This is a genomic window from Actinoplanes sp. ATCC 53533 (assembly GCF_003947245.1).
In genome coordinates this window covers 1-4028 of record NZ_QHHV01000365.1, presented here as the reverse complement: position 1 = coordinate 4028, position 4028 = coordinate 1, and the positions used below count along the sequence as shown (strand labels likewise).

The 4028-nt window shown below is 72.1% G+C and carries 3 protein-coding genes; 2 read left to right on the top strand and 1 reads right to left on the bottom strand.

The window, feature by feature from the left end; all coding sequences use genetic code 11:
* Positions 1-308: 308 nt before the first annotated feature.
* Entirely contained in the window at positions 309-953 is a 645-nt protein-coding gene (locus tag DMB66_RS57295; protein ID WP_233625575.1) for a class I SAM-dependent methyltransferase, read from the bottom strand.
* A gap of 60 nt (positions 954-1013) precedes the next feature.
* On the opposite strand from DMB66_RS57295, the gene DMB66_RS57290 reads away from it, so the two are divergent.
* Together DMB66_RS57290 and DMB66_RS65705 are read left to right on the top strand one after the other, a co-directional pair.
* Complete coding sequence (locus DMB66_RS57290) at positions 1014-1376, top strand: hypothetical protein (RefSeq protein WP_125812376.1); 363 nt, start codon at positions 1014-1016, stop codon at positions 1374-1376.
* Between the two features lie 347 nt (positions 1377-1723).
* Complete coding sequence (locus DMB66_RS65705) at positions 1724-3535, top strand: HNH endonuclease signature motif containing protein (RefSeq protein ID WP_158647705.1); 1812 nt, start codon at positions 1724-1726, stop codon at positions 3533-3535.
* Positions 3536-4028: the final 493 nt, after the last annotated feature.

The window sequence follows — 4028 nt, the reverse complement described above, 5'->3', positions numbered from 1 at the left end:
CTCGGCGGCCTCGGCGGCCTCGGCGGCCTCGGCGGCCTCGGCGGCTGAACCCGAGTCAAGGCTCGGCAACCTCGGCGGCCTCGGCGGCTGAACCCGGTCAGGGCTCGGCAGCCTTGGCAGCCTCGGCAGCTGAACCCCGGGTCAAGGCTCGGCGGCTGAGCCCGCTGGGCCTCGGCGGCCGAGCCCGGTCAGGGCTGTGGCTCGAGGACTGAGCCCGGTCAGGGCTGTGGCTCGAGGACTGAGCCCGGTCAGGGCTGTGGCTCGAGGACTGAGCCCGGTCAGGGCTGTGGCTCGAGGACTGAGCCCGGTCAGGGCTGTGTCGCCTGCTTCTCCGGGACGAAGGTGAAGATGCGGTCGGCGCTCTGCGGCGGCTTCGGCGGATGGCGGAGGCGGTGGGCGCCCACCCCGAAGCCGGCCGCCGGATCGCTGACGTACACCTGCTCGAAGCCCCGGGCCGAGAACCAGTCCCCGATCACCGGCACCAGGTCGGGCGGGCGCCGGTGCCGGGTCCACACCACCGTGCCACCCTCGCGGCACAGCTGGGCGCACGCCTCGACGGTCCGCAGCACGTCCGCGTCGGTCAGGTTGCCGAACACCCCGCAGGCGAGCACCAGGTCCGCCGGGGCGACGTCGCGGTAGTGCCGCATCAGACCCGCGTCACCCCGAACGACCTCGACCCCGTCGAGACCCGCCCGCCGGGCGCCGTCCTCGGCCGCCGCCGCGTTGCGCGGGTCGAGCTCGACCAGCCGGGCCCGGACGTCGTCGCGCCGCGGATGGGCCGCCAGCGCTCCCAGCAGGTCGCGGCCCTGGCCGGCGCACATGCTGATGGCGCGAACCGGGCCGGCGGGCAGGCCGTCGAGCGTGTCCCGGATGATCCGCCGCACGGCCGCCAACCGTCCGGCGAGGACGGATCCCGGCTCGTCGTACCCGTCGTGCCAAGCGGCCCAATCCATGGCGATCATCCTAATCCGTCCTGCCGAACGGCTGCGGCGCGCACATCTACAGTGGCCGCCATGGGGATGTACGCGTCGGCCCGCGGCTGGTTGCAGATCGGTTTCCAGCAGCGCGGCACCGCCGAGGAGATCATCCAGCGCCACCACCACGATCTCTACTCGGGCGGCTGGGCCTTCCCGGCAGCGCCGTTCAACTGGACGCTGTACCTCTTCTACGGCGGTGACGTCCGCGAGGCGGAACTACCCTGGCTCCACGAGCAGATCACCGAGCTGGCCGCGATGCCACCGGTCGACGACGACGGCGACCGGCCAGCCGGCTTGTTCCTGATCACCGACGAACGCGGCGGGTCCACCACGTGGCAGATCCGCGACGGACTCATGGACGAGCGGCCCGCACCGTCCCTGTCATGGCTCGGCGGCTGAGCACGCGCACGGGTTCCGCACATAACGAAACTTCGGGACAGCGCGGGGCGTCCGGTTCATGGACTCCCGGGAGGCGCTCAGCTCTCGACTACCTGCGGCGCGCCTCATTGCGAAAAAGCAGGTCCGACGAGTCGCCCAGCACGACAGCCGGGGCATCGCGTGCCGCCCAGCACGACAGCCGCGGCATCGCGTGCCGCCCAGCACGACAAGCCGCGGCATCGCGTTCGGGTGGGCATGTTCGGTGGGTGTCGCGGTGGTGTTGTGGCCTTGCGTCGGGTGTGCCGGGTCGGCACGGGGTTATCCACAGGGCCCCTCGCCGTGTCGTGCATCTGTGCCAGGTTGGTCGGGTGCTGGAACTGCTCTCCGAAGCCCGCCGCGCGGCCGCCGCGTGCGCGACAGCCCCGGCCTGGGCCGTCCCGGACCGGGATCTGGTCGAGTGCCTGCAGCAGGCCTGGGCCGGATTGCAGCAACTCACCGCGGTGGTCGCGCATCTGATCGGGCAGGCCCGAGCACGGGGTCTGCCGCAGGCACACGCCGCGACCAACACCGTGGTATGGCTACGCCACCAGCTGCGGGTCAGCCCCGGCACCGCGGCCCGACTGGTCGCCCTCGCACAAGCCCTGGACACCCGGCCGGTGCTGGATGCCGCGGTCTGCGCCGGCTCGGCGGCCGCCGAGCAAGCGGTGGCCATCGCGGCCACACTCACAGACCTGCCCACCGATCTGGGGCGGGAGATCACCGACAAAGCCGAGAGCATGCTGGTCGACTGGACTGAGGACTTCGACGCGGTGACCCTGGGCAAGCTGGGCGGGCGGATCCTGGAGCACGTCGCCCCCGAGGTCGCCGAGCAACGCGAAGCTGAATTCCTGGCCGGCCAAGAAGCCCGGGCACACAGCAAACGCGGGTTCACGCTGAGCCCGCTCGGCAACGGTCAGGTCCGGCTCAGCGGCTTTCTCGACACCAGCGGTGCTGCCACCATCACCGCCGCCCTGGACCCACTGTGTCATCCCAGGCACGACCCGGCGGAGGCCCGCACCCCGGCGCAGCGACGCGCCGACGCCTTGGTCGACGTCTGCACCGGTGCGCTGCGCGGCGGATCGGACCTGCCCGGCCACGCCGGCGACCCGGCCCAGGTCGTCGTCACGATCCCGTTCACCACACTGACCAACCACCTCCAACCCACCAAGCAATCCCCACCCACCACGCGATCCCGGCCAGCCGAGCAGTCCCCGCCAGCCGAGCAATCCCGGCCCACCAGGCAGTCCCGGCCAGCCGAGCGATCCCGGCCCACCGGGCAATCCCGGCCAGCCGAGCAGTCCCCACCAGCCGAGCAGTCCTCGCCCACTGGGCAGTCCCGGCCAGCCGAGCAGTCCCCGCCCACGGGGCAATCCCGACCAGCCGAGCAGTCCCCACCCACCGGGCAATCCCCACCCACGGGGCAATCCCGACCAGCCGAGCAGTCCCCACCCACCGGGCAATCCCCACCCACCGAGCAGCCCCGGCCCGCCGGGCAGTCCCCGCTGGCCGGGCAGCGCTGGGCGACGCGCAGGCTCCGCGTCGACGACTCACCCACGAACACCGAACCAACCACCACCAGCTCCACGACCAGCAGTGCCGCCGCGAACGCCGCCACCAGCGGCGGTCAGGCCTGCGACCAGGCACCCCCAACGATCACCCACACCAGCACCAGCCTCCACGACCCTGCCGGCACCAACGCCGGCACCGGTGGCGGGGTGGGGCGACTGGACACCGGCGCCCCGATCAGCGCCGCCGAAGCCCGACGCCTGGCCTGCGACGCGCACATCGTGCCCGCCGTGCTCAGCGGCGACAGCCAAGTCCTCGACCTCGGCCGGGCACGACGACTGTTCACCGGCCCCCTACGCCGAGCCCTGATCCTGCGCGACAACGGTTGTAGCTTTCCGCATTGCGATAGACCAGCCCGCTGGACAGAGGGACACCACCTGATCCCCTGGACCGACGGCGGCACCACCAACCTGGCCAACGCCTGCCTCGTCTGCCGCCGACACCACCGCCTGCTACACAACGACAGCGGCTGGCAGGCCCGTCTCGGCCCCGACGGCCACCCCGAATTCCTCCCACCGCTCACCATCGACCCCGAACGCCGCCCCCAACGCAACACTTTCCACCGCCGCCAATAGGACCCACGAGTTGCGCTGAGTCGCTCCCGGAGCATCCGGGCACCGCTTCACGGCCTGAGGCGGTGGCTACACACGCGTTGTATCGATCCAAGCCGCCCACAACCACAACCGATGGCTGGGCCCCTCGAACCCCATGCCGCGAACAACCACAACCGACAGCCGCCCACGCCATCCCGACGAACCACACCGCCGACAACCGCAACCAAACGCCAACGCCCACCCAGCAGACCCTGATCGAGTCGACCGTCAACCAAGCCGCCGCCAGACCCACCAACCTCAACAGCGACGAGGGACCGCGACCGCTGAACCCTCGTCGCGCAATCCACGACGGCGACACCAACACCGCACCCGACAAGCCCACCACCAGCCCCGCCTCACGGCGAACCCCGAACCCGAACCCGGCCCCACGCCCCACGCCCCACTCCCCACGCCCCACGCCCCACGCCCCACGCCCCACGCCCCACGCCMCCACGCCCCCACGCCCCCACGCCCC

Coding starts and splice junctions, on each gene's coding strand:
- DMB66_RS57295 (WP_233625575.1), bottom strand. CDS start 953: ATGGATTGGGCCGCTTGGCACGACGGGTACGACGAGCCGGGATCCGTC.
- DMB66_RS57290 (WP_125812376.1), top strand. CDS start 1,014: ATGGGGATGTACGCGTCGGCCCGCGGCTGGTTGCAGATCGGTTTCCAG.